This window comes from Stenotrophomonas sp. WED208, assembly GCF_040984485.1.
In the GTDB taxonomy this organism is placed as follows: Bacteria; Pseudomonadota; Gammaproteobacteria; order Xanthomonadales; family Xanthomonadaceae; genus Stenotrophomonas; species Stenotrophomonas riyadhensis.
Genome location: NZ_JAZARB010000001.1, coordinates 3023394 through 3046872, shown reverse-complemented (window position 1 = coordinate 3046872; position 23479 = coordinate 3023394). Strand labels below are relative to the sequence as shown.

At 66.9% G+C, this 23479-nt stretch carries 21 protein-coding genes and 3 tRNA genes; 18 read left to right on the top strand and 6 right to left on the bottom strand.

All coding sequences use genetic code 11. The features are described from left to right. Window positions 1–8: 8 nt before the first annotated feature. The 3 genes from VPH47_RS13780 to VPH47_RS13770 all read left to right on the top strand — a co-directional run bounded on the left by VPH47_RS13780 (window position 9) and on the right by VPH47_RS13770 (window position 4274). Entirely contained in the window at window positions 9–3701 is a 3693-nt protein-coding gene (locus VPH47_RS13780) for a pilus assembly protein (protein ID WP_368851049.1), read from the top strand. Beyond that, window positions 3698–4141 (top strand): type IV pilin protein, encoded by a 444-nt coding sequence (locus tag VPH47_RS13775; RefSeq protein WP_263469208.1) that lies wholly within the window; start codon window positions 3698–3700, stop codon window positions 4139–4141. The genes VPH47_RS13780 and VPH47_RS13775 overlap by 4 nt, the downstream gene beginning before the upstream one ends. Window positions 4142–4197: 56 nt before the next feature. Further along, window positions 4198–4274: transfer RNA gene (locus VPH47_RS13770), tRNA-Asn, on the top strand. Between the two features lie 62 nt (window positions 4275–4336). Here VPH47_RS13770 and VPH47_RS13765 read toward each other — a convergent pair. Continuing rightward, complete coding sequence (locus tag VPH47_RS13765; protein ID WP_368851048.1) at window positions 4337–4864, bottom strand: GspH/FimT family protein; 528 nt, start codon at window positions 4862–4864, stop codon at window positions 4337–4339. Between the two features lie 150 nt (window positions 4865–5014). Here VPH47_RS13765 and uvrB point away from each other — a divergent pair, with 150 nt between their 5' ends. The 3 genes from uvrB (at window position 5015) to VPH47_RS13750 (ending at window position 7394) form a co-directional block, all read left to right on the top strand. Further along, on the top strand, window positions 5015–7039 hold the full coding sequence (uvrB, locus tag VPH47_RS13760) for an excinuclease ABC subunit UvrB (protein ID WP_368851047.1): 2025 nt from the start codon (window positions 5015–5017) through the stop codon (window positions 7037–7039). Window positions 7040–7146: 107 nt separating this feature from the next. Then, window positions 7147–7221: transfer RNA gene (locus VPH47_RS13755), tRNA-Val, on the top strand. Window positions 7222–7319: 98 nt separating this feature from the next. Continuing rightward, window positions 7320–7394: transfer RNA gene (locus VPH47_RS13750), tRNA-Val, on the top strand. Window positions 7395–7490: 96 nt separating this feature from the next. Here VPH47_RS13750 and VPH47_RS13745 read toward each other — a convergent pair. The 3 genes from VPH47_RS13745 to VPH47_RS13735 all read right to left on the bottom strand — a co-directional run bounded on the left by VPH47_RS13745 (window position 7491) and on the right by VPH47_RS13735 (window position 8954). Next, window positions 7491–7823: a hypothetical protein gene (locus VPH47_RS13745; protein WP_368851046.1), complete on the bottom strand. Its 333-nt coding sequence runs from the start codon at window positions 7821–7823 to the stop codon at window positions 7491–7493. Window positions 7824–8082: 259 nt separating this feature from the next. Next, window positions 8083–8271 (bottom strand): hypothetical protein, encoded by a 189-nt coding sequence (locus VPH47_RS13740; protein WP_049444507.1) that lies wholly within the window; start codon window positions 8269–8271, stop codon window positions 8083–8085. Window positions 8272–8384: 113 nt separating this feature from the next. Continuing rightward, the gene (locus VPH47_RS13735) at window positions 8385–8954 is read right to left on the bottom strand and encodes a TlpA disulfide reductase family protein (RefSeq protein ID WP_110711788.1); all 570 of its coding nucleotides are present in this window, start codon (window positions 8952–8954) and stop codon (window positions 8385–8387) included. Window positions 8955–9116: 162 nt separating this feature from the next. Between VPH47_RS13735 and VPH47_RS13730 the strand changes: the two genes are divergently transcribed. Further along, complete coding sequence (locus tag VPH47_RS13730; RefSeq protein ID WP_180847485.1) at window positions 9117–9257, top strand: hypothetical protein; 141 nt, start codon at window positions 9117–9119, stop codon at window positions 9255–9257. 45 nt (window positions 9258–9302) lie between these two features. Here VPH47_RS13730 and VPH47_RS13725 read toward each other — a convergent pair whose 3' ends face one another. After that, window positions 9303–9587 (bottom strand): hypothetical protein, encoded by a 285-nt coding sequence (locus VPH47_RS13725; protein ID WP_368851045.1) that lies wholly within the window; start codon window positions 9585–9587, stop codon window positions 9303–9305. Between the two features lie 31 nt (window positions 9588–9618). After that, complete coding sequence (locus tag VPH47_RS13720) at window positions 9619–10392, bottom strand: MipA/OmpV family protein (RefSeq protein WP_368851044.1); 774 nt, start codon at window positions 10390–10392, stop codon at window positions 9619–9621. A gap of 145 nt (window positions 10393–10537) precedes the next feature. Between VPH47_RS13720 and VPH47_RS13715 the strand changes: the two genes are divergently transcribed. The 11 genes from VPH47_RS13715 (at window position 10538) to uvrC (ending at window position 23461) form a co-directional block, all read left to right on the top strand. Continuing rightward, window positions 10538–11209, top strand: a complete 672-nt coding sequence (locus VPH47_RS13715) for a response regulator transcription factor (RefSeq protein ID WP_110711791.1) — start codon at window positions 10538–10540, stop codon at window positions 11207–11209. A gap of 1 nt (window position 11210) precedes the next feature. After that, window positions 11211–12563 (top strand): HAMP domain-containing sensor histidine kinase, encoded by a 1353-nt coding sequence (locus tag VPH47_RS13710; RefSeq protein WP_110711792.1) that lies wholly within the window; start codon window positions 11211–11213, stop codon window positions 12561–12563. Window positions 12564–12622: 59 nt separating this feature from the next. Continuing rightward, window positions 12623–15022 carry a DNA internalization-related competence protein ComEC/Rec2 gene (locus VPH47_RS13705; protein ID WP_368851043.1) on the top strand — a complete coding sequence of 800 codons (2400 nt, stop codon included), beginning with the start codon at window positions 12623–12625 and terminating at the stop codon, window positions 15020–15022. 3 nt (window positions 15023–15025) lie between these two features. Continuing rightward, window positions 15026–15688 carry a MotA/TolQ/ExbB proton channel family protein gene (locus VPH47_RS13700; protein ID WP_110711794.1) on the top strand — a complete coding sequence of 221 codons (663 nt, stop codon included), beginning with the start codon at window positions 15026–15028 and terminating at the stop codon, window positions 15686–15688. A gap of 3 nt (window positions 15689–15691) precedes the next feature. Continuing rightward, window positions 15692–16114 carry a biopolymer transporter ExbD gene (locus tag VPH47_RS13695; protein ID WP_004152323.1) on the top strand — a complete coding sequence of 141 codons (423 nt, stop codon included), beginning with the start codon at window positions 15692–15694 and terminating at the stop codon, window positions 16112–16114. After that, entirely contained in the window at window positions 16111–17859 is a 1749-nt protein-coding gene (gene msbA, locus VPH47_RS13690; protein ID WP_110711795.1) for a lipid A export permease/ATP-binding protein MsbA, read from the top strand. The genes VPH47_RS13695 and msbA overlap by 4 nt, the downstream gene beginning before the upstream one ends. Beyond that, on the top strand, window positions 17859–18878 hold the full coding sequence (lpxK, locus tag VPH47_RS13685) for a tetraacyldisaccharide 4'-kinase (protein ID WP_110711796.1): 1020 nt from the start codon (window positions 17859–17861) through the stop codon (window positions 18876–18878). Before msbA ends, lpxK begins: the two co-directional genes overlap by 1 nt. Window positions 18879–18952: 74 nt before the next feature. After that, complete coding sequence (gene kdsB, locus VPH47_RS13680) at window positions 18953–19726, top strand: 3-deoxy-manno-octulosonate cytidylyltransferase (RefSeq protein ID WP_368851042.1); 774 nt, start codon at window positions 18953–18955, stop codon at window positions 19724–19726. Beyond that, the gene (locus tag VPH47_RS13675; RefSeq protein WP_350260025.1) at window positions 19723–20211 is read left to right on the top strand and encodes a low molecular weight protein-tyrosine-phosphatase; all 489 of its coding nucleotides are present in this window, start codon (window positions 19723–19725) and stop codon (window positions 20209–20211) included. Before kdsB ends, VPH47_RS13675 begins: the two co-directional genes overlap by 4 nt. Beyond that, window positions 20208–21620, top strand: coding sequence for a hypothetical protein (locus VPH47_RS13670; RefSeq protein WP_197610477.1), 1413 nt, complete (start codon window positions 20208–20210; stop codon window positions 21618–21620). Before VPH47_RS13675 ends, VPH47_RS13670 begins: the two co-directional genes overlap by 4 nt. Next, window positions 21617–23461: an excinuclease ABC subunit UvrC gene (gene uvrC / locus VPH47_RS13665; protein WP_088497723.1), complete on the top strand. Its 1845-nt coding sequence runs from the start codon at window positions 21617–21619 to the stop codon at window positions 23459–23461. Before VPH47_RS13670 ends, uvrC begins: the two co-directional genes overlap by 4 nt. Window positions 23462–23479: the final 18 nt, after the last annotated feature.

Sequence of the window (23479 nt, the reverse complement as noted above, 5' to 3'; positions counted from 1 at the left end):
GGCGCGGCATGGCTACGCGTAGATTCAAGTGGATTGCAGCGGCGTCGGCCGTAGGGTTGGCCGGCCTGGGCGTGGTTGCCTACAACCTGACCGCAGCCCAGGCCCAGGGGTTGCTGGCACAGGCGCCGTTGAACAACCAGGTGCAGACGCCACCCGCGTTCATCATGGCGGTGGACGACTCGGGGTCGATGACCTTCCAGACCCAGTTCCCCGGGCAGGATGGTGCCGGCTGCGCGAGCGGCGGCAGCTTCTTCGATCGGAATGGCAATCTGAATGTGGGCGTCGGCACCTGCAACTACTACTACGTGCTGCCCGGCCCAGTCATCGGCAACGGCTACTATGCGATCCCGCAGCTGGATTCACTGGGATTTGCCCGCTCGCCTACCTACAACCCGACCTACTTCAATCCGGAGGTGAAGTATGAGCCTTGGATCGATGGCACGGGCAAGCCCTACGATGAAGCCAATCCGACGTCGACCCTGATTGATCCGCGAGGTTCGACAAGGGTGGCGTTGGCTGCCAACTATTTCAACGATACGTCGCGGATCCTGAGCGGCATGGTGATCCCGAAGGGGACCACCTACTACGATGGCTCGACCAAGACTGCCAAGCAGGACGTAACCTGGAGCGGGACGTCGAACATCTACGTCCAGTACTGGCCGGCGGCCTTCTTCCTGCCGTGGACGAACGACAAGGATCCCTACCCCCAGCGCGAAGACAAGGCTGGTGTGTATTCCGGTGTGACCCGGGTCAAGATCGACAATGCCTGTGGCAGTGGCTGTGCGATGTGGAAGTACACGATCACCGACAGCAATACCGATGCGCTGCAGAATTTCGCCAACTGGTACTCTTTCTACGGCAACCGCAACCGCGCGATGATCGCTGGCATGACCCGGTCGCTGGCAGGCATCAATAATCTGCGGGTCGGCTATTTCCGCATCAACGAGTACACCAGCTACAACAGCACAAGCAAGCGGCTGACGATGCGTGACCTCGCGCAGCCGGACGCCAAGCTAGCCCTGTATTCGGACATGATTGGACTCTCGGCGAAGAATGGCACCCCGAATCGCTGGGCTGTCGATGCCGCTGCACTGCAGTTCACCCGCACCGACAAGGACGCGCCGGTGAAGCTGGCCTGCCAGAAGAATGCGGTGATGCTGTTCACCGACGGCTTCAGCAACGGGGGAGGGCCGACCACCGCCAAGAACGCCGATGGCGGAATGGGCATTCCGTTCAGTGATTCCAACTTCAACACCATGGCGGACATCGTCAGCCAGTACTACGTCAATCAGGGCGGCAAGCCCCCGCTGCGCCCCGATCTGCAGGCGGGCCAGGTGCCTGTTGTGCAGGCCTGCAAGGCTGGAAATCCCGACAAGCGACTGGATTGCCAGACCAACCTGCACCTGAACTTCTATGGTGTCACGCTGGGTGCCCGGGGCACGCTGTTCAACCCGGACCTGGACCAGGATCCGTTCACCGACTCCTCGATCTACTCGAACTGGCCTGCCTCAACGGATGACAACCGCAGTACGGTTGACGACATCTGGCATGCCGCCGTCAATACCCGCGGTGAGTACATCAATGCCCGTACGCCGGCCGAGATCACCACGGCGATGCGTCGCGTGCTGTCGGCAGTGACCAGCGGTTCGTCTCCTTCCGGCGGTAAGGGCGCCAGTGGCGCACGCATCGGCGCGGGCTCGGTGTCGGTCGAACCGACCTATGAGATCGCCAACGAAGGTACAGACTGGTTCAGCCGCCTGACGGCCAGCAAGATTTCGGTGGACCCCAAGACCCGCGCAGTGGTCTATACGCCGATCTGGGAGGCCAGTGCGCAGCTTCCGACCGCCGAAATGCGCAACGTCTATTTCACCAAGAGCGGCGCCACCAGTCGTTTCAACGGTACCAACGTTTCGCTGGCCGATCTCTGCACCAAGTCGACCGAGCTCTATCCGGGCATGTCGCGCTGCAACCAGGCCGAACTGGAGAAGCTGGGTGCAACGGCGGACTCTGCCGTGAGGTATCTACTGGGCGACACTGCCGGGGAAAAGCGCAGTGGCGGCAAGCTGCGTGATCGAACCACCCGCCTGGGCGATATCGTCACATCCAGCCCCGTTGTCAGCGCGCCCTCGGACGACTACGGCTATCGGCGCCTGGCGGGCAACCTGGGCACCACCTACAACGCCTACCTGGCCAGCAAGGCCGAGCGCGCGCGCTACATGGTCTATGTCGGGGCCAATGACGGCATGCTGCATGGCTTCGATGGCGGCATGAACGCGAAGGGCGTGGTTACCGGCAATGGCGGCGCCGAGAGCTTCGGTTACATCCCGGCAACCGCGCTGGGGCATATGGGCAACCTGTTGTTCCCCTACAACGCTGCCGATCTCAACGACCAGAAGTTCGATCACCGCTACTACGTCGATGGCCAGATCAGCGTAGGCGATACCTACTACGGTGGCGACTGGCACACCACGCTGGTAGGCGCCTCGGGTGCAGGCGGACGCAGTGTTTTCGCGTTGGACGTTACTGCGGGCAACACCTTCAGCACGGCCAGCAAGCTGTGGGAAATCAGCGACCTGGACAACAGCCTGCCGGCCAACGTGCGCAACAACATCGGGCACGTGCTGGGCAAGCCGGTGATCGTGCCGGTACTGGGTGCCAACGGTGTACCGACCTGGAAGGCGATCTTCGGCAATGGCTACAACAGCCGCAGCCAGAAGGCCGTGCTGTTCGTGGTCGATATTGGTACGGGAACGCCGAACGTGACCATGATCGAGGCGGTTGAGACGTCGGGCGCGCCTGACGGCAACAATGGCCTGGGCAGTATCGTGGCCATCGACCGCTGGGGTGGCGACAAGCAGGACCAGCGCCGTCGCGATGGCTATACGGACACGGTGTACGGCACCGACCAGAAGGGGGCCGTGTGGAAGTTCGATCTGCGCAGCAGTGCGACGACGGCAGGCACGCCTGTGTTCACCACCCGCACCTACACCGACAACAACCGCACCCTGCGGCAGCCGATCACCGGCGGCATCACGGCCGGTAGCGGCCCGAATGGCGGTGTCATGCTGTTCTTCGGCAGTGGCAGCTTCTCCTTCATCGGTGACCAGGCCGATACGTCGGTGCAGAGCCTGTATGCAGTCAATGATCTGGCCAACGGCGCGGTATCGTCGACGTTGACCAGCGCCAGCCTGACCGGGGGCCAGGTGGTGACCAATGGTGACCAGCGCACCCTTGTTCGTAGTACGCCGCCCAATGGCAGTCTGGGGTGGTATGTGGACCTGCCTGCGGGTGAACGCTTTGTAGGCAACCCCTCATTGTCCGATGGCGTAGTGTTCATGCCGACCTATCTGCCGACACCCGGTGGTTCTGGTTGTTCTTCGTCGGGAACCAACTGGCTGTTCGGTCTGGAAGCGTTGAACGGTGGTGGGGCCTTCGGGCGCGCCCGGATCGGCTCGCCCGACGGCACCGCGATCAGCGATGGGGTTGCCGCACTGAAGACGGTGACGACCGGTACCAGTGGTGGGCCGGTGCGCGATGTCAAACCCGGAGCACTGCCGAGAGATGCACCCCCCGAACTCAACCCGGAGGGCGGTCCGCCGAAACCACCGGAGCCCGCATGCGTGTCGTTCCTGAAGAATGGCGACCAGTCTGTCTACATTCCCTATCCGTGTGGTCGCCAATCGTGGAGACAGATCCAGTGAGCAAGCGTTTCGTTTCGCGTCCCGCAAGGCGATCCATCCAGCAGGGCTTCACGCTGATCGAGTTGATGGCCGTGGTTGCGGTCATCGCGGTCCTGGCTGCCATCGCCTATCCCAGCTATTCCGAACACGTTCGCAAGTCGCATCGGGCCGCGGTCAAGGCGGAAATGGTCGAGTACGCACAGCGCGCCGAGCGGCATCACACGCAGAACAACAGCTACGCCTCGTTCACCTTCAGTGAGACGAGCTCGACCAAGATCAACTCGCCTCGTGAGGGCGGGTCGTCCATCTGGTATGAAGTGAGCATTGTGCCGACGGCATCGACGTTCACCATCACCGCGGTGCCCCAGGGCGGGCAGGCCAAGGACAGCTGCGGGACGTTGAGCATCAACCAGGCCGGCGTGAAGACGCCGGCGAACACCTCCAGCCAGACCTGCTGGTAGGGAGATCCGGCAAAGGCTTGCATGATCTGGAATGAGCATCTAGAATGCGCCTCCCCGCCCGAATAGCTCAGCCGGTTAGAGCACTTGACTGTTAATCAGGGGGTCGTTGGTTCGAGTCCAACTTCGGGCGCCAGATCCTGCAGAAGCCGCGAGAAATCGCGGCTTCTGCTTTTCTGCGTCAAGCGGCCTGCCAACTCAGAGTGGGCAGGGAGCGGGCACCTTCTGTCGTGTGGAGCGGGTTCGGCCGATATTGTTCACCACCACCGTACCGTGCAGGCGGGAGCCTGCGCAGATCTGGACGGTCAGCGTGCTGCCTGCGCTGCGGCCATCGGCCTGGAATCGTAGCCGGCGGCGTCCGCTGCTGATGCCGGCGCGTACCCCCGAAGCCTGCGTGCCTGGCTGGAATTGACGCCGGACAGCGACGTCTGCGGGGAACGCCGCGGGCTCGGTTTCAATCAGCCAGCCGCGGACCCAGTCGTCGCTGCACTCGATGCCGTCCTGGCTGGGACAGACGGTTACTGGTCGGCGGTGGGTAAGGGCGGTGGCGCGGGCGCTGTTGAACACCGATACCAGGCGCATGCGGACCATGTCGGCGTGCCAATGGTCGAGTTGCCGTGCCAAGGGGGGCAGTGCCAGCGAGCACAGGATCGCCAGTGCAGCCAGGGCTGCGACAAGCTCGATGAGGCTGAGACCGCATTGCTGCAGGCGGCGGATGGGAGGCATGGCAGCACGGTTCCAGGGATGGTCCCCAACGCTGCGCTTGCGCGTGGAATCCGTGCATCGGCCATCCATGGCCTGGCGGGTCCGAAAACCCCTCAGCGGGCCGTCACTCCATGCCCCGTATACTCACTACTCCCGGGAACTGGCACCACCATGAGCGACCGTTTTGAACTCGTCTCGCCGTACTCGCCGGCGGGCGACCAGCCCGATGCCATCGCGAAGCTGACCAGCAACTTCGAAGCGGGCATCGCCAAGCAGACGCTGCTGGGCGTGACCGGCTCGGGCAAGACCTACACCATCGCCAACGTCATCCAGAACGTGCAGAAGCCGACGCTGATCATGGCGCCGAACAAGACGCTGGCGGCGCAGCTGTATGGCGAGTTCAAGGCGTTCTTCCCGCACAACGCGGTGGAGTATTTCGTCAGCTACTACGATTACTACCAGCCGGAAGCCTACGTGCCCTCGTCGGACACCTTCATCGAGAAGGACAGTTCGATCAACGAGCACATCGAGCAGATGCGGCTGGCTGCGACCAAGACCCTGCTGTCGCGCCCGGACGCGATCGTGGTGGCAACGGTGTCGGCGATCTATGGCCTGGGTGCGCCGGAAGACTATCTGTCGCTGCGCCTGATCCTGTCCAAGGGCGAACGCATCGACCAGCGCGACCTGATCAACCATCTGACCCAGCTGCAGTACACGCGCAACGAGTACGAACTGCAGCGCGGTACGTTCCGCGTGCGCGGCGAAGTGATCGACGTGTTCCCGGCCGAGTCGGACAGCGAGGCGTTGCGCCTGGAGCTGTTTGATGGCGAGGTCGAGAAGATCACCCTGTTCGACCCGCTCACCGGCGAGACGCTGCGCAACATGCAGCGCTTCACGGTCTACCCGAAGACCCATTACGCCACCACGCGCGAGCGTGTGCTGGCGGCGATCGAGACGATCAAGGTCGAGCTGAAGGAGCGCCTGGAGCAGCTGTACGCGCAGAACAAGCTGGTGGAGGCGCAGCGCCTGGCGCAGCGCACCCAGTTCGATCTGGAAATGATGGCCGAGGTCGGCTACTGCAACGGCATCGAGAACTACTCCCGGCACCTGACCGGCAAGAACGCCGGCGAACCGCCGCCGACATTGTTCGATTACCTGCCAGCCGACGCGCTGCTGGTGATCGACGAATCGCACGTGACCATTCCGCAGATCGGTGCCATGTTCAAGGGCGACCGTTCGCGCAAGGAGACGCTGGTCGAGTTCGGGTTCCGGCTGCCCTCGGCGCTGGACAACCGGCCGTTGCGCTTCGAGGAGTGGGAAGAGCGCTGCCCGCGCAGCATCTATGTGTCGGCCACGCCAGGCCCCTATGAGTACCGCGAGGCCGGTGACGAGATCACCGAACTGGTCGTGCGTCCCACCGGCCTGATCGACCCGGTGGTGGAGATCCGCCCGGTGGGCACCCAGGTTGACGACCTGATGAGCGAAGCCAACGCGCGCATCAAGGCCGGTGACCGTGTGCTGGTCACGACGCTGACCAAGCGCATGGCCGAGAACCTCACCGAATACCTGACCGAACACGGCATCCGCGTGCGCTACCTGCACTCGGACGTCGACACGGTCGAGCGCGTGGAGATCATCCGCGACCTTCGCCTGGGCAAGTTCGATGTGCTGGTGGGCATCAACCTGCTGCGCGAGGGCCTGGACATGCCCGAAGTGTCACTGGTGGCGATCCTGGATGCCGACAAGGAGGGCTTCCTGCGCTCGACCGGTTCGCTGATCCAGACCATCGGTCGTGCCGCCCGCAACGTGCGTGGCAAGGCGATCCTGTATGCGGACAAGATCACCCGTTCAATGCAGGCGGCGATCGACGAGACCGACCGTCGTCGCGCCAAGCAGGTCGAGTACAACGAGCAGCACGGCATCGTGCCGCGCTCGGTGGCGCGTCCGATCACCGATGTACTGGAAGGTGCGCGCTCGGATGCGGCCGAGAAGGAAGCAAAGAAGGGCAAGGGCAAGGGCAGGCCTGGCGTTGCCGAGGAAGGGAGTGACTATCGATCGCTCAGCCCGGCCCAGCTGGCGTCCCGTCTCAAGACGCTGGAGCAGCAGATGTACCAGCACGCCAAGGACCTGGAATTCGAGGATGCCGCCCGCGTGCGTGACCAGATCCGGCAGCTGAAGGAAGCGAGTCTGGGCTGAACGCGGCGGTGCAGCATCTTCTTCACAAAAGTGTTGCGCTTCACGGCCGGCATCCGTAATATACGCGGCCTGCACCGACGCAATCGCGGACGTTCAGAAGCAAAAACGGGCGGTTAGCTCAGCGGTAGAGCACTACCTTGACATGGTAGGGGTCACAGGTTCGAACCCTGTACCGCCCACCACGAAGTCCCTGGAAGGGGGCTGTCGTGAACTGCAAAGCCCGGCCCTGGCGCCGGGTTTTTACGTAGCAAGGCCAGCTTTCGGGCGGCAAGAACAAGATGGGCGGTTAGCTCAGCGGTAGAGCACTACCTTGACATGGTAGGGGTCACAGGTTCGAACCCTGTACCGCCCACCACCTGGCTCCCGGCATTGCCGGTGCAGCGGTGGATCACGATGGAAGCCGGCCCTGGGCCGGCTTTTTTCGTTTGCGCCAGTGGGCTGAAGCCAGCCGTCAGCGTTGGGCGACCCATTCGTCGATGCTGATCATGCGCTGCAGCCGCCAGTGCCCATCCACGCGTTCCCAGACCTGCGCGAAGCGCGTCGAGCCGGTATGCCGCTGCGGGGCGTCGGCCTGCAGGGGCTGGTTGCCCACGCGCAGTACGCGATCCTGGCGCAGCCGGTACAGCTGCAGGGTTGCCGGGTCCGCTTTCCGATCCAGCATCGGTGATGTTTCTGCCTGCCCAGCGTCGGCCTGCAGGATCTGGCTGCGCAGGGGGGCATCCCCGGCGTCGGTATCGCGGCCGAACAGACCAGCGCACAGCAGCAGCAGGGCAAGCATCGGCATGGCACGGTGCTCCGGAGAAGGGAGTCCAGCGTGGCACTGCCCCCTGCAGTGTGAAACCGGTATGCGACGAAAGCCGGTAAAGCGCGCGCCAAGACGCTCGGGGAAGGATGAATCCGGGGCCGGAAGTGCCGGGCCGCCCCTGGGGGCGACCCGGCGCGGTGCCCCATGTGCGGGTGGGCACCGATCATCGCCGCAGGACTGGATCAGCGCTGCGGCGCCTGCAGCAGGTCAGCGGGACCGACCTGTGGCGCGGCTTCGATTACAGCGGATCACAGCACAGCACCTGGCCAGGCTTGCCCGAGTTGCCGAACGGGCAGCTCGGATGCGGTTCGCAACCGGGCGCATAGCCGGTCTTGGGGGCGACGGCGAAGGCCTGGCTGGCACCGAAGGCCATGGCCGCGACAACGACGATACCGGCGACGGACGAAAGCACTTTCTTTCCGATCATGTGTATCTCCTTGGTTGGCGTTGTGGTGTTGCAGTTGCCGAAGGCACCGGAGTGCCGGTTGTGGCGCGGATGCGGTGAACGATGACGTGCGCGCCGATGTGGCGCGCGGCATATCAGGGCAGGGCGGGGGCTGGCGCCAGTGAGTTCATGGCGGCGCGCACCACCTGCTCATCGAGCTGGCCTACATGCTTGTAGGTCACGCTGCCATCGGGGGCCAGCACCATCAGCATCGGCGTGACCGTGGCGCGGTAGCGCCTGGACGCATCGCCTTCGCTGTCGATGGCGATCGGAAACTGCAATGCATGCCTTCCGGCGTAGTCGGCCAGTTGGTCGTAAGGGGGCAGTCCCACACCGATCAGTTCACCGCGGCCGCGCGCCGCTGCGATCTGTTGCAGCTGCGGCATCGAGGCCAGGCAGTAGCGGCAGGTGGTGGAAAAGAAGTACAGGATCTGAGGTACGTCGCGCGCGCCGCCGATATCGACGTGGGTGTGCCGGGTCGTGCGCAGCGCCAGTGCGTCCGGGCGGCTGCCCAGGTCGAGGCCGTGCGCTTCCAGCCGCATGTTCTGCAGTTGGGCAGCCATCTGCGCGTTGATCTGCCGGAGCTGGTGGTTCTGCCATCCCAGCACGACGATCAGTGCCGACAGCAGCAGAGCGACAACGGGGAACAGGACGCGCTTGAGCATCGATCATCCTTGAACACAGCGTTGGGCCGAACATACCCGATCGGGCGCGCGGGTTGTTAAGGCGATGTTGCCCGCACGTCCGCAGAGGCGCCGCCTGTACTAGAGTGTTGCCTGCGCGGTCAGGCACGCGCACCCTGCAACCATTACCAGGATCAAACACCGATGAGCGAGCATGTTCCGGTTTCCCGGCCCAATCCCTTCCTCGAACTGCTGTTCGGCGGCAACATGCTGGAGGGTACCTTCAAGGCGGTGATCTGGGTGGCCCTGCTGGCGGCAGTGCTGGCGTGGACCACGTTCCGCTGAGTCTTTCCGCTGCCGCGCAGCACTGGCCGCGTTGCTGGCCTGCGCTCAGGCGCTGAAGGCCTGGCGCAGGCTGCGCAGGGTGGCCTGGCGATGTTCCTTCGCGCTCGCCTCGCCCATTTCCAGTTCCTGCAGGCGCAGCCCGACCAGGGTCATCGACAGCGCGTAGCCGCGTGCCGCGTCGGCGACGCGCGAAAGCCCGAGGGCGCGGCGGGCCAGTGCATTCACGTGCTCCAGATCGGGCATCAGGCCCAGGTAGACACGTTCGGCGCTGTCCAGGTCGGGAGCGCGCAGGATCGCGTGGGCTTCGGGAGTGGGGGAGACGGAGGCCATGGGGGGGTCCTTGTCCGTTGCGGGCGCTCGATCAGAACGAGCGCATCAGGGAAACGAAGGCCGACGTCTGCGTACCGCGACGGGCCATCGGGCTGTCCTTTACTGCATCGCCGAACCACTGGTTGGCGACCACACCGGTCGCGCGCCACTTGGTGCCCAAGGGCGTGCCGACTGCGATCTGCAGGCTCGGTGATGTCGCGCTGCCCGGGTTGTAGGCGGCAAGTCCCGAGCGCAGCGCTTCTTCGTCGGTGATGCCGTAGTAGTAGTCGAGCAGGCGCGCACTGGAGTGCACCACGCCGACCTTGGGCACCCAGGTGAAGCGACCGGCCTGGATCGGATAGCTGTAGTGCAGGCGCGACTCCATGCCACCTCCGTGCCCGGTGACCTCGCGCATCACACTGGCCTCGACGATGCCCCAGTCGGCGCTGTACTCGCCGTTGATGCCGGCCATGGCAGACATCTGCCGGCTGTGCAGGCGACGCAGCTGGGGATCGTTCACGTCGTCGGTCTTGAAGCGCAGCGTGTAGGGCGTGACCGCGGCCGACAGGCGCAGGCCCTGGCCCTGGCCCTTGTACAGGTACATGCCCAGCGAGCCCGGGCTGGCGAAGAAGCGCTCGCCCTGCCAGGCAATGGAGGGGACGACCAGCGGCTTGACGTCGTAGTGGGCATACGCACCCGAGGTCGCGCCGGCACTGATACCGGCCTGCACACCCGGGTTGCGGTCGGCAGCGTGGGTGATCAACGGAAGGCCGATGGCAGCGGTGAACAGCAGCGGGCGCAGCAGAGTCGGGGACAGCGACGGCATCGATCAGCCACTTTGCGGGGGATGGCTGTGCATGGTGCGGGCTCAACATTGTCAGAACATTGCGCTTGGACAATCCGCAGGCGAAGGCGCCCAAACCCGGCGCCAGGCACTATGATCGGCACCGTTTCCGGTAGCCGAGCCTCTGATGCGCATCCTCCTGGTCGAAGACGATCCTGATCTGTCCCGTGCCCTGCAATCGGGGCTGGAGCGGCAGGGCGTGGTGGCCGATGTGGTCGGCAGCCTGGCGGAGGCGGCCATCGCACTGCGCGAACCGGTGCACCAGTTGATGCTGCTCGACCGGCAGCTGCCCGATGGCGACGGCGCCGGTTTCGTTGCCACTGCGCGGGCGCTGCGCCCCAACCTGGCGGTGATCATGCTGACCGCCAAGGGCACGCTGTCGGACAAGGTCGAGGGGCTGGACGTCGGTGCCGATGACTACCTGGTCAAGCCGGTCGCGATCGAGGAACTGATGGCGCGGATCCGCGCAGTTTCGCGGCGGCCCTCGGCGATGGTAACGCCGAGCCTGCATCTGGGACGGCTGGAATTCGACTTCGAATCGCTGCAGGCGCAGGTGGAAGGCCAGCCGCTGGCGCTGCCCCGACGCCAGGTGCTGGTGCTGCAGGCGCTGGCGATGCGCCAGGGACGCACGGTCACCCGCAGCGCACTGGAGGCGGCGGTGTACGGTTTTGATGATGAGATCCAGTCAAATGCGCTCGATGCGCACATTTCCAAGCTGCGCAAGGCGCTGCAGCAGGCCGGCGCCGGTGTGGAGATCCATGTGATCCGTGGCGTCGGCTACCTGCTGGCGGAGGCCTGAGATGGCGCGTCCGACACGTCCGATCCGCTCCATCACGCTTGGGCTGGCCTGGCGATTGTTCCTGGCCCAGGCGTTCACCGTGCTGTTCGCGGTGGTCGCGCTGATCCTGACCTGGGGTGACAAGGATTCCTGGGGCATGGACATGTTCATGGCTGAAGCCGTGGCCAAGGCCGTGCACAGTGAGGGCGGGCGGCTGGTGCTGGATGAAGCACGCTGGCACAAGCTGGACGCGGGCGCGGGTGGCAACCTCTGGTTCGCGGCGGTCGATGACAAGGGCATGTGGCTGGAACGCGGCACCATTCCGGCAATCCACGCGCCGCTGCTGGCGAGGCTGCCGACGCTGGGGGCCACCGAACTCGGCTCACTGGTGCCGCCGTACCTCGACGTGGCGCGGGTGATGATCCGCAACGAGGACGGCCGCCGCATCACGGTGATGGTCGGGGGGGCGCCGAAGGGCGGGCTGCTGGATGGCGCGCTGATGGTGCTGCGCCTGATCGGCCTGTGGTTCTTCCTGCCGTTGATCGTGGTCACGCTGCTGGTGATGCCGACGGTGATCCACCGTGCGATGCGTGGCGTGCGCCGGTCCGCCCAGCAGGCCAAGGAGCTGGACATCGGCCAGCCCGGCGCGCGGCTGGACGCGCAGCTGGTGTCGACCGAGGTCGCGCCGCTGGTGGAAGCCTTCAACGATGCCATCGACAAGGTGCAGCAGGGCTATGCGGCGCGTGACAAGTTCCTTGCCGACGCCGCGCATGAGCTGCGGGTACCGATCGCGGTGGTGCAGGCGCGCCTGTCGCAGTTGCCGCAGGGCGAGCTCAAGTCGCAGCTGCTGACCGACGTCGCACGCCTCGGCAACGTGGCCGAGCACCTGCTGGATCTGCAGCGGCTTGATCGCAATGTCGGCGCGTTGCAGCGGCTGGACCTGGCGCTGCTGGTGCGTGAGGCGGCTGCCGATCTTGCCCCCCTGGTGGTCGGTGCCGGCTATGGCTTCGAAGTGGACGCCCCGGAGGCCCCGGTGTGGATCCACGGCGACAGCCTGGCGCTGGGGCGGGTGATCGCCAACCTGGTGCACAACGCCATCGTCCATGGCGGCGGGCGCGGCACCATCTGCGTGCGCCTGGACGCCCGTGGCCTGCTGGAAGTCAGCGATCAGGGCGCCGGTATTCCGGTCGGAGACCGCGAGGCCATCTTCGAGCCCTTCCATCGCCTGCGCGCGGCGGGCAGCGGCAGTGGCCTGGGCCTGCACCTGGTGAAGGAAATCGTGCAGCACCACGGCGGTTCGGTCAGTGTCGGCGAGGCGGCCGGCGGCGGTGCCAGCTTCCGGGTCAACTTCCATCGCGGTACCGTCCGGCGCTGACATCCGCGCAGGGGAATTCCCGATAGGCAGCCTGATGCGCGCGACGGCAGGCTGTGCGGGTGATTTCCGAACGCGCTGCTTCACCACTGTCCGGCGTCGGTTGTGCCGCCGGGCTGGTACTGGGTGCATTGGCCTGCGTGCAGATGCCGATGCTGCTGCCACTCTGGCTGTGCGCACCGCTGGCGGTTGCCGGTGCCGTGGGCTGGCTGTGGCGCTGGCGTGGCCGAGCGTGGGCCGCCGCCCTGTTCGGGCTGGCGTGGGCGACGCTGCACGGCCATTGGGCCCTGCACAATCCGCTTCCACCCGGTGCGCCGCCGCAGGAGGTGCGGGTCCAGGGAAGAGTGGCCGACCTTCCACGGAACGGCCCCGGCTACACGCGTTTCGTGTTGCACGTTGACGAGGCTGCGGCGCTGCCATCGCTGCGTGGCAGGCGCCTGCAGGTCACCTGGAACGACCCGTGGCGCGGCCCGTCGCCACGCGCTGGCGAAGCTGGCCGGCATGCCGTTCGTGCGGGGGCATATTGGGACCTGTCGTTGCGCGTGCAGGCACCGCGCTCGAGGATCAATCCGGGCGGTTTCGATGGCGAGCGCCATGCCTTGCTGCGGGGTCTCTCAGGCAATGGCGTGGTACGCGATCCGGCGAGTGCGCGTGAGCTGCGCCCCGCGCAGGGCCTGCCGGCCTGGCGCGAGCGCAGCAGTGCAGCGATGGCCACACAGGTGGCACACCCCGCGTCGCGGTTCGTGCAGGCATTGGCACTGGGCGATACCCGCGGGTTGTCCGACAACGACTGGGAACACCTGCGCGCGCTGGGACTGACCCATCTGGTCGCCATTTCCGGCTTTCACGTGGGCGTTGTTGCAGGCTTCGGCGTGCTGCTGTGCCGCGTGTCGTGGTGGTTGCTGCCGCTGCTGGGGCGGTACTGGCCACGACCACAGGCGGCGGCGTGGGGCGCGGCGTTGGCTGCGGCCGTCTACGCCGTGGTGGCCGGTGGTGCACTGCCAACGGTGCGCGCAGCGCTGATGATCGGCCTGGTTGCACTGGCCCGGGCCGGACGCCGCCCGGTCGGTGCAGGGCAGGGGCTGGCCTTGGCCGCGGTGGTGATGCTGTTGCCGGCGCCGCTGTCGGTGCTGTCGGCCGGCTTCTGGCTCAGTTTCGGGGGCGTGTTGTGGCTGCTGTGGTGCCTGCCGCGGACCGGGCCGGAGGGCGTCGGCGGTGGCCTGCGTGGCTTCCTGGCCGCGCAGGGCGTGGCCAGCCTCGGCCTGCTGCCGCTCTGCGTGGCCCTGTTCGGTGGCACAGCGCGGTTGGGGCCGCTGGTCAATCTGCCGATCATTCCGTGGTGGACCCTGCTGGTAGTGCCGTTGTCGCTGCTGGGTACCGGCCTGCACGCGCTGCATGATGGCGCCGGGCGCTGGGCATGGCGCGTCGCCGCCTGGCTGTTCGAGCTCAGCTGGCAGGCCCTGCAGCCGTTGGCGCTGCACCCGCAGGCGATGTGGTGGCTGGCCGAGGCACCGCGCTGGGCGGTGCCGGCAGCGTTGCTGGGGGTGTTCTGGTGGCTGCTGCCGCGTGGCGCCGGCGGTGGCCTGGCCGGACTGCTGCTGTGCCTGCCGCTGCTGTGGCCGGCCCGGCATGCGCCCGCCGCAGGAGAGCTGGAGCTGCTGGTGCACGATGTCGGCCAGGGCACCGCGGTGTTGTTGCGCACGGCGCGGCATGCACTCTGGTACGACGTCGGGCCGCCGGCCGGTGGGGATGGCAATGAGCGGATCCTGGTCCCGGCCCTGCGCGCGCTCGGGCAGGGGCCGCCCCAGCAGGCGATGCTCAGCCATGACCACCTGGACCACACGGGCAGCCTGCCGAGCCTGAGTAGTCAGCTGCCCGGGCTGCAGCTGCTGGCGCCACCGGGCAGCACCATCGCCGGCGCTGCGCCCTGCCAGCAAGGGATGCAGTGGCAGTGGGACGGCGTTGAATTCCAGGTCCTGCACCCGGCACCGGGCAGCCGCCAGGCCGAGAACGAGGACAGTTGCGTGCTGCGCGTCGCCAGCCGTCACGGCGTGGTCCTGCTGCCTGGCGATATCGGCCGCCCGGCCGAGCAGGCGCTGCTGCAGGCGTCTCCGGCAGCGCTGAAGGCGGATGTGGTGCTGGTGCCGCACCACGGCAGTGGCGGCAGCTCCAGCGCGCCGTGGGTGGCCGCCGTGGCGCCACGGCTGGCGGTGGTCTCGGCCGGGCACCGCAACCGCTTCGGCCATCCACGCCAGGACGTGGTCCAGCGCTGGCAGGCGCAAGGGGCGGAAGTGCTGGCCACGGCTGATTCCGGGGCGATCCGCATATGGCTTGGCGCACAAGGGCTGCAGCTGCGTGAACAGCGTATCCACGCATCCCGGTGGTGGGATGCCGCTGGGCGGGCGCGGTCGGCTGCTATCCTATCGCCGATCGAACAAGCGGCCGTTGGGCCGGAGGGTTGAAACGTGTGGGAACTGGTCAAGGCCGGTGGCTGGCCGATGGTGCCGCTGCTGCTGTTGGGCGTACTGGCTTTGGCGATCATCCTGGAGCGTTTCTGGTCCCTGCGGCGGACTGAAGTGCTGCCGCCCGGCCTCGGCCAGGAAGTGCGCAACTGGGCCGCACGCGGCAAGCTTGACCCCGCCCACCTGCAGACCCTGCGGGCGAACTCGCCGCTGGGCGCGCTGCTGGCCGCCGCGCTGGAAGCGCGCAACCGCCCGCGCGACCAGATCCGCGAGCGCATCGAAGACACCGGCCGTCACCTGGTACACCGCATGGAGCGTTTCCTCAACGCGCTGGGCACCATCGCCTCGGCCGGCCCGCTGCTGGGCCTGCTGGGTACCGTGATCGGCATGATCCAGATGTTCCTGGGCATCCTCGACCATGGCGTGGGCGATGTGAACCAGCTGGCCGGCGGCATCGGCAAGGCGCTGGTGTGCACCGCTACCGGCATGATCGTGGCGATCCCGGCGCTGATGTTCCATCGCTACTTCAAGGGCCGCATCCATGGCTACGTGGTGGAGATGGAGCAGGAAGCCAGCGCACTGCTGGATACGCTCGATGGCCGACCCGGTGTGATGAACCCGACGCCGTCCGCGCGTTCGGCCAGCGCCGCTACGGCGAAGGCCTGATCGATGCGTATCGGCAACGACCGATCCCAGGATGAGCCGCATATCGATCTGGTTCCGCTGATCGATGTCATCCTGGTGCTGATCATCTTCTTCGTGGTCACCACCACCTTCGATGCGCGCTCGACGCTGCAGGTGCAGCTGCCGACCGCCAGCCAGCAGCAGACCAATGAACCACCGCGTTCGCTCAGCGTGCTGATCAACGCCGAAGGCCGCTACTTCATCAATGACCAGGAAGTGCTGCGCAGCGACGTCGAGTCGGTCAAGCAGACCATCGCCGCCGTGGCCGGCAGCGATCGTGAACAGACCGTTCTGCTGCGTGCCGACGCGCGCACTCCCTACCAGGCCGTGGTGACCGCGCAGGATGCGCTGGGTCAGCTCGGTTTCCGCCGTATTGCCATTGCAACAGCACCCGAGGTGCGTCCATGAGTTCCAATCACGCGCCGGTGTGGCCGATCTACAAACGTCTGCTGGGGTACACCCACGCCTACTGGGTGTTCATGGTGGCCGCGGTGATCGCCATGGTGGTCGAAGCCCTGGCCGGTTACCACTTCACCAAGCTGATGGAGCCGCTGGTCAACCGGGGCTTCGTCAATCCCGAACCACGCATGGCGGTGATCCTGCCGCTGACCATCCTCGGCCTGTTCCTGATGCGCAGCGCCGCGACCTGGGTCAGCGACTATGCGCTGGCCAGGACCGGTCGCAGCGTGGTGCGTGACCTGCGCGAGCAGGTACTGGCCAAGTACCTGCACCTGCCGTCCTCGCATTTCGATACCGAAGCGACGCCGGTGATGGTCAGCCGCCTGAACTTCGACACTGAACAGGTCACCCAGGCCAGCGCTGATGCGCTCAAGACCGTGGTGGCCGACACCCTGACCATCATCGCCATGCTGGCGGTGATGCTGCAGATGAGCGTCAAGGTCACGGTGGCCATGCTGGTGGTGGTGCCGCTGATCGGGGTGATCGTGTCTTACGTGGGCAAGCGCTACCGCCGCATCAGCCGTGGCATCCAGGATGGCATGGGCTCGATGGCGCAGACCGCCGAGCAGTCGTTGGCCGCGCAGCAGGAAGTGAAGGTGCATGGCACCCAGCAGCACGAGATCTCGCGCTACTCGCGCCTGGCCAACCGCATGCTGTCACTGAACATGAAGGTGGAAGTCACCCGTGCTGCCGCCTCCAGCGTGGTCCAGTTCCTGGCCGCGCTGGCGTTGGCGGTGATCGTATGGGTGTCGACCCGTGAAGCGCTGGCCGGGCGTCTCAATGCGGGCCAGTTCATGGGCCTGATGACCTCGATGATGGCCATCATCCCCTCGCTGCGCCGCCTGACCAGCGTGCAGACCTCGATCTCACGGGGCGTGGCCGCCGCCGAGCGCCTGTTCAGCATTCTCGACATGCGGGTCGAGCGCGACGAAGGCCGCACCACGGTGCAGCGCGTGCGGGGCGAACTGGCCTTCGACCACGTCATGCTGCGTTACCGCGAGGACAGTGGCATTGCCCTGGACGACATCAGCTTCGTCGCAAGGCCCGGCACGGTCACCGCCATCGTCGGCCGTTCCGGCAGCGGCAAGACCAGCCTGATCCGGCTGGTGCCGCGCTTCTACGAACCCAGTGGCGGACGCATCACTCTTGACGGTGTCGCGCTGGATGACTACCCGCTGGCCGACCTGCGCCGCCAGGTCGCGATGGTCGGGCAGAAGGTCATGCTGTTCGACGACACCATCGCCGCCAACATCGCCTACGGCATGGATGCGAGCGAAGAGCAGATCCGCGCAGCCGCCGAAGCGGCCAACGCGTGGGAGTTCATCGCGCGCATGCCGCAGCAGCTGCAGACGCCGGTGGGTGAGAACGGCGCGCTGCTGTCCGGCGGCCAGCGCCAGCGCCTGGCGATCGCGCGCGCGATCCTGCGCGACGCGCCGATCCTGATTCTCGATGAAGCCACCGCCGCGCTGGACAACGAGTCCGAGCGGCTGGTGCAGGACGCGCTGCAGCGCCTGATGCCGGAGCGCACCACGCTGGTCATCGCGCACCGTCTGTCGACCATCGAGCACGCGGATCTGGTGCTGGTGATGGACCACGGCCGCATCGTCGAGCGCGGCACCCACAAGGAGCTGCTCGCCATGGGCGGCCTGTACCAGCATCTGCACAGCATGCAGTTCCGCGAAAGGCAGGACTGATGGCTGGCAAGGGTACCCAGACCCCGCCGTACTGGTACGACGGCAGTCCGGTTCCGTGGGCAATGCGCCTGCTGTCACCGCTGTATGCCGGCGTCACCGCGCTGCGCCGGCGTGCCTATCGGCGTGGCTGGCGCAAGCACTACACGCTGCCGGTACCGGTCATCGTGGTCGGCAACATCACCGCCGGTGGCACCGGCAAGACGCCGTTGACCATTGCCCTGGTCGAGCGCCTGCGTGCGGCCGGCTGGAAACCCGGTGTGGCCAGCCGTGGCTATGGCCGTGAAGATGCCGACACGCCGCTGTGGGTGCAGGCCGATACGCCGACCGCCAAGGGTGGCGACGAACCGGTACTGATTGCCTGGAAGACCGGCGTGCCGGTGCGTGTGGACCGCGACCGCGTTGCTGCTGGCAAGGCGCTGATCGAGGCCGGCTGCGATGTGATCGTCTGCGACGACGGCCTGCAGCACTACCGGCTGGCGCGCGACATCGAGATCGAGGTGGTCGATGCCCAGCGCCGCTACGGCAACGGCCGGATGATTCCGGCCGGGCCGCTGCGCGAACCGGTCAGCCGCGCCAGCGAATGCGATTTCCGCGTGGTCAACCTCGGCCAGGCTGATGAGGAAACGGCGGCCCAGGCCTGTGGCTTCGGCCAGTGGCCGATGGCGCTGCATATCGACAGTGCGCAGCCGCTGGCTGGTGGCCGTGCACGCCCGCTGTCGTACTTCAAGGGCCAGCGCGTGCACGCGGTGGCCGGTATCGCGCATCCGCAGCGATTCTTCGACATGCTGCGCGCGCGTGGCATCGGCGTGGTGCCGCATGCCTTCGCCGACCACCAGGCCTACCAGCCGCAGGACCTGTCCTTCGGCAGCCAACTGCCGGTGCTGATGACCGAAAAGGACGCGGTGAAATGCCGCGCGTTCGGCAACGACTGGCACTACGCCGTTCCGTTGCGCGCCGAACTGCCTGCCGCGTTCTGGGTGGCGCTGACCGACCGCCTGGACAAGCTGCGACCGAACTGAGTGGCGCGGCGGCGCTTGCATTCATGCGCCGCCGGCCGCATTCCCGTTGTAACGAGCCTGCCGAGTACCGCCCCATGACCGAATTCGTCGTCGCCATCCCGGCCCGCTATGCCGCCTCGCGGTTGCCGGGCAAGCCGCTGCGCCTGCTGGGCGGTGAGTCGCTGGTCCTGCACGTGGCGCGCCGCGCGCTGCAGGCCGGTGCTGGCGAGGTCTGGGTCGCCACCGACGATCAGCGCATTGCCGACGCACTGTCCGGGCTGGCCGAAGTAAGGGTGGCGATGACTGCGACCTCGCATGCGTCCGGCACCGACCGTCTGGCCGAGTGCGCGCGCATCGCTGGCTGGGCCGATGATACCGTCGTGGTCAACCTGCAGGGCGATGAACCGTTCGCGCCGGCGGCCGGCATCCGTGCGGTAGCCGAGGCGTTGGTGGATGGCAATGCGCCGATGTCGACCCTCGCCACGACCGTCGAAGACGCGCACACCCTGTTCGACCCGAACGTGGTGAAGCTGGTGCGCAACGTGCGCAACGAGGCGATGTACTTCAGCCGCGCGCCGATCGCCTGGCACCGCGATGGCTTCGCACGCAGCCGCGACACGCTGCCGGCCGGTCACAACTGGCTGCGCCATATCGGCATCTACGGCTATCGCGCCGGCTTCCTGCAGCAGTTCGCGGCGATGCCACCGGGCCAGCTGGAACAGGTCGAATCGCTGGAGCAGCTGCGCGTACTGGAAGCCGGTTACCCGATCAGCGTGGCGATCTCACCGGAGCCGTTCCCGCCCGGCATCGATACCCCGGAAGACCTGGAGCGTGCGGAGACGCTGCTGCAGGCAATGGCCGCACGATGAAGCTGCTGGTCGTCTGCCTCGGCAACATCTGCCGTTCGCCGATGGCCGAAGGTGCACTGCGCGCCCGCCTGGACGCCTCGCCGCTGGCAGGCCGGGTGCAGGTCGATTCGGCCGGTACCGGTGACTGGCACGTCGGTGAACCGCCGGACCGGCGCGCGATCGTCTGCGCGGCCGGGCACGGCGTGGACATCGGCGGCCTGCGTGCGCGCCAGCTGCAGGCCGTGGATTTCGACCGCTTCGACTGGATCCTGTGCGCCGACGAAGCCAACCTGCGCGATGCAGGTCGCCTGGCCACACCCGCCCAACGTGAACGCCTGGCACTGTACCTGCCGTGGTCGGGTGGGCAGGGGCGGGTCGCGATTCCCGATCCCTACACCGGCGGCAGTGAGCATTTCGAACAGGTCTGGTCGCTGGTCGACGATGCTGCAAAACGAGCAGTGGCACGACTGTTGCATGACGCCGACTCCGGCATAATCGGGCCATGAACGTCCAGCCCGTCCCGGACCTGCCCGAGTTCGCCACCTGGCTCAATGCCACCCCCTGCACCCTGACCGAACTGCGCGGTCGGCCGGTGGCGCTGTTGTTCGTCAACGCCGCCTCCGCCTGGAGCGCGCAACGCCTGGCCGAATTCGGCCAATGGCTGTCGCGCCACCCCGGCAAGCTGCAGCCGCTGGTGCTGCAGGTGCCGCGCTTCGACTTCGAACGCGACGCCGGTACCGCGCTGAAGCTGCTGCGCCGCCAGGGCCTGTCGATGCCGGTGCTGCTCGATGCCGACTGGGATGGCTGGCGCCGCTTCGGCGTCACCGCCTGGCCGACGCTGGTGCTGCTGGACGCGCAGGGCCGCGAGCAGCAACGCCTGGTCGGGCAGGGTGCGCCGGGTGAACTGGAGCGTGCCTTGAACGCCCTGTGCGAGGGCGCACCGCTGGCGCCGCCACGCGGTGGTACCGAGCTGCATCCGGAGCCGCGCCAGGCCCTGCGATTCCCGCTTGGCCTGGCGGTCAGTACCGAACGCCTGTACATCGCCGACAGCGGCCATCACCGCATCCTCGAATGCAGCCATGGTGGCCGCATCCTGCGCCAGTTCGGGCTGGGTACCGCCGATTTCATGGACGGCAACCTCGCCGAAGCGGCGTTCCACCGCCCGCAGGCGCTGGTGCTGGAGCGCGATTCGCTGTACGTCGCCGACACCGGCAACCACGCGGTGCGCCGTATCAACCTGCTGACCGGCATCGTCGACACCCTGTGCGGCAATGGTCGCCCTGGTGCGCCGGTGGAGGGTCCGGTGGCGCAGGCGCGGCAGGTCTCGCTGGACCATCCGGTCGGCCTGGCCATTGCCGACAACCAGCTGCACATCGCGATGGCCGGCGACAACCGCATCTGGAGCTACCACCTGGGCCAGCGCAGCCTGCAATGGCGCGCCGGCAGTGGTGCCATCGACGAGCGCGATGGCAGCGGGCATCTGGCCGCCTTCGCCCAACCCACCGCGTTGGCCGTCGTGCAACAGGTGCTGTACGTGGCTGATGCCCTGGGATCTTCGGTGCGTGCACTGCAGCTGCGTGGCGACCTGGTGCAGACGCTGGTCGGGCAGGGGCCCTGGCGCTTCGGCAGTGACGACGGTCCGCGCGCGCAGGCCAGCCTGCAGTTCCCACAGGCGATCGCATTGAGCGCGGACGCGCCGCTGTTGTGGATTGCCGATACCGGCAACGGTCGCCTGCGCACGCTGCGTCTGGGCGGCGGTGAACTGTCCACCCAGCCGCTGCCGCGCCGCCTGCATGGTCCCGCCGGCCTGGCGGTGGGGGCCGGTGCGGTATGGATCGCCGAGACCGACGCCCATGCCGTCCTGCGATTCGATCCCGACAGCGGCGTGCTCAGCGAAGTGCCGATCAGCGAATGACCGACGTTCCCGCCCCGGCCTTCGACGGCAAGGCCTTCGCGGCCCAGCTCAGCACCGCTCCCGGCGTGTACCGCATGTACGCGGCCGACGACACCCTGCTGTACGTGGGCAAGGCGCGCGCGCTGCGCAACCGCGTCGGCAGCTATTTCAACGGCAGTCCGAAGAACGCGCGGATCATGTCGATGATCTCGCAGATCACGCGCATGGACGTGACCGTGACGCGCTCGGAAGCCGAGGCGTTGCTGCTGGAAAACCAGCTGATCAAGTCGCTGTCGCCGCGCTACAACGTCTCGCTGCGCGACGACAAGACCTACCCGCATGTGCTGCTGACCCGCGAGGACTGGCCGCGCATCGCGCTGCATCGAGGTCCGCGTGCCATTCCCGGTCGCTATTTCGGGCCGTATCCCGGGGTCACCGCGGTGCGTGAAACGCTGAACCTGATGCACAAGCTGTTCAAGCTGCGCAGCTGCGAGGACAGCGTGTTCCGCAACCGCTCGCGGCCGTGCCTGCAGTACCAGATCGGCCGCTGCAGCGCGCCCTGCGTGGAGCTGGTGCCGGCGCCGGACTACGCCGAATCGGTGCGTCGCGCCGCATTGTTCCTGGAAGGCAAGAGCGACGAGCTGACCCGCGAGCTGGGCGAGCAGATGCAGGCCGCCAGCGAGGCGCTGGAGTTCGAGCAGGCCGCGCGCCTGCGTGACCTGATTTCTTCACTGCGCAGCATGCAGACCCGCCAGTACGTGGATGGTCGCGCCGCGGATCTGGACGTGCTGGCGGTGGCCATGCAGGGCTCGCAGGCCTGTGTGCTGCTGCTGGCCTTCCGTGATGGCCGCAACCTCGGTACCCGCCCGTTCTTCCCGCGCACCAATGGCGAGGAGAGCCCGGAGGAAGTGCTGGCCGCGTTCGTCTCGCAGTACTACATCGAATTCGAGCCGCCGCGCGAGATCCTGCTGGATCGCGAGATTCCCGATGCCGACCTGCTGGTGGCCGCGCTGTCAGCCTCGGCCGAGCGCAAGGTGCAGCTGAAGTGGAACGTGCGCGGCGAACGCGCCGGTTATGTGGAACTGGCCAGCCGCAACGCGCAGCTGACCCTGGCCACTGAACTCAACAGCCGCAATGCGCAGCACGCGCGCAGCGATGCGCTGCGCGAGATGCTGGGCCTGGCCGAGCCGGTCAAGCGGGTGGAGTGCTTCGACATCAGCCACACCCTGGGCGAGGCCACCGTGGCCTCGTGCGTGGTGTTCGACGCCGCCGGCCCGGTACGCGCGCAGTACCGCCGCTTCAACATCAGCGGCATCGAGCCGGGCGACGATTACGCCGCCATGCGCCAGGCTATCGACCGTCGCTTCCGCCGTGCAGTGGAAGAGCAGGGCGTGCTGCCGGACGTGCTGCTGATCGATGGTGGCGCCGGCCAGCTGGCGCAGGCGCAGGCCGCGCTGGCCGACCTGGGCGTGGAAGGCGTGCTGCTGGTGGGCGTGGCCAAGGGCGTGGAGCGCCGCGCCGGCCACGAAGCCCTGGTGATGCCGGATGGACGCGAACTGCGCCCGGGTGCGGCCAATCCCGCGCTGCAGTTCATCCAGCAGGTGCGCGACGAGGCGCACCGCTTCGCCATCACCGGCCACCGCGGCCGCCGTCAGAAGGCACGTATGACCAGCAAGCTGGAGGACATCCCCGGCATTGGGCCGCGTCGCCGCGCCAGCCTGCTCAAGCATTTCGGCGGCCTGGTCGGCCTGAAAGCGGCCGGTGAAGCGGAAATCGCCAAGGTGGAAGGCATCAATGACGCCCTCGCGGCACGTATCTACGCTAACCTGCACGGGTTGGCCACGCCTGATGCGGCCGAGTAGAGAGAGAAGCACGCAAGC